Origin of the sequence: Microcystis sp. LE19-84.1B (assembly GCF_027531875.1) — a bacterium.
In the GTDB taxonomy this organism is placed as follows: domain Bacteria; phylum Cyanobacteriota; class Cyanobacteriia; order Cyanobacteriales; family Microcystaceae; genus Microcystis; species Microcystis panniformis.
Genome location: NZ_JAPZSR010000259.1, coordinates 1 through 2,325, shown reverse-complemented (window position 1 = coordinate 2,325; position 2,325 = coordinate 1). Strand labels below are relative to the sequence as shown.

The 2,325-nt window shown below is 42.4% G+C and carries 1 protein-coding gene and 1 pseudogene; both read left to right on the top strand.

Going from position 1 to position 2,325, the window contains the following annotated elements:
* On the top strand, positions 1-1,835 hold a 1,835-nt coding region (locus O9324_RS15160), incomplete at its 5' end, for a putative Ig domain-containing protein (RefSeq protein ID WP_288140608.1).
* 58 nt (positions 1,836-1,893) lie between these two features.
* Positions 1,894-2,325 (top strand): annotated as a pseudogene (locus tag O9324_RS15155) (PEP-CTERM sorting domain-containing protein); the annotation flags it as partial.

Sequence of the window (2,325 nt, the reverse complement as noted above, 5' to 3'; positions counted from 1 at the left end):
CAGCAAGCAGTACCGTCACCTTACCTAGTTATGTAGCAGGAAGTGGCTATTTATTATTTAAGACAGATGCTTCTAGCTACCAAAACTACCAAGTAGAATCAAACGAAAACGATAACGTTTATGCTCACGCGCTTGATATAGTAGATAATCCACCAACCGTCCTCAATCCGATTGCTGATGTTAATGTTAACGAAGATGCAGCCAATACCGTCATTGATATAACCAACGTCTTCACTGATATTGATAATGACATTGCTTTAATTGTTAAATCAGTATTCCTCAATGACAATCCTGGATTAGTCACCGCTACCATCCTTGACAATCAATTAATTCTTGACTACCAAGACAATAAATTTGGGATAGCTAATATTACGATTCGGGGAACATCCAACGGTAAAACTGTTGAAGATACTTTCCTAGTAACAGTCAACCCAGTAGATGACGCACCAAACGTCCTCAATCCGATTACAGATGTTAATGTTAACGAAGATGCAGTCAATACCGTCATTGATATAAGCAATGTCTTCACTGATATTGATAATGACATCGCTTCAATTGTTAAATCAGTATTCCTCAATGACAATACAGGATTAGTCACTGCTACCATCCTTGACAATCAATTAACTCTTGACTATCAAGACAATCAATCTGGGATAGCTAATCTGACAATTCGGGGAACATCCAACGGTAAAACTGTTGATGATAGCTTCACAATAACAGTCGCATCTGTCAATGATGCACCCACATTACAGCAGAAAATAGCCAATCAAACCGCCACCGAAGGACAACCCTTCAGCTTTACCATTCCTAGCAATACCTTCAACGACGTAGATGGAGATACTCTCACCTACACCCTAGCAATAGCAACAGTCCTCCCCAGTGGTATCACCTTTGATGCCGCCACGGGAACCTTCAGTGGCACTCCCTCCGATACTGCCTCCGGCATCTATAACCTCACCCTCATCGCCAGCGATTCAGCCGGAGAAAAAGCCAACGATAGCTTTAGCCTCAACGTACTCAACCCCATCAACGGTAGCAGCAGCAGTGAAACCATCAACGGTACTAGCGGCGACGACCACATCAATGGCGGTGCCGGTAACGATAACGTCAACGGTGGTGAAGGCAACGATATTCTCGACGGCGGCGAAGGAAATGACCGACTCGCAGGCGGTCCCGGTGACGACACCTACATTGTCGATAGCAGCCGTGATGTAGTCATCGAAAATGGTGGAGAAGGCAAAGATACCGTCAAATCCTCTGTAAATTACACTCTCACCGTCAACATCGAAGACCTCACCTTAGCAGGCAATGACAACACCAACGGCACAGGTAATAATCTAGATAATCTCATCACCGGCAACAGTGGCCATAACCTACTCAAGGGATTAGATGGCAACGACACCCTTATCGGTAGCGCCGGTAACGACACCCTAATTGGTGGCAAAGGAAATGACATTCTCACCGGCGGCGATGGCAGCGACTCATTTCTCTTTGGCAGTGGTGCTATCTTTAATAGCAGTGACTTTGGAGTTGATAGTATCAGTGACTTTATCAAAGGAAGTGACAAAATTATCCTAAGTAAAACCTCCTTCAATGCTCTTGTCAGTACCATTGGCAATAACTTACAAGCCGCCGAATTTGCCACTATTAACGATGCCGCCAACGAACTAAATCTAGTTGGTTCCAGTAATGCTAAAATCGTTTACAATCTAGCAACAGGTAATCTGTTCTACAATCAAAATGGAATAAGCAATGGCTTAGGTAATGGCGCACTTTTTGCCAATTTTAATGGCATCCCAGTGCTAAATGAGAATGACATTTTAATTCAAGCTTAAGTAAACAGCAAGCAAAATCTCTCATCTCGCAATTAACCATATATCAGGAAAATTACTCATGTTTAAACTCCCAACTTTAACCTTAATTGCTGTTGCTAGTTTGCTGGCTTCTAATCCTGAAGCCTCCCCCGCCGCTATTGTCAATGGAAGTTTTGAAACTGGTAATTTTTCTGACTGGAATACCACCGGACAAACGAGCGTTGAAACTTCAAGTTTTCAGGTTACACCAGCTAACGGAAGTTATCAAGCCGTGTTACAAACTTGTGTTTTTGTCGGTGCTTGTGACGACAATCAACCCTTAACTAATGCTAGTAATTTAGAATCATTTCTCAGCTTATCGAGTAATCAATTAAGCAATCTATTTGTTACTGAAGGCTCGGCTATTAAACAGACTATTACTGCTAATGCTGGCGATATTTTAAGCTTTTCTTGGAATTTTCTGACTGATGAAGATGCGGCTGATGTAGATTACAGAGATTTCGCTTTTTTT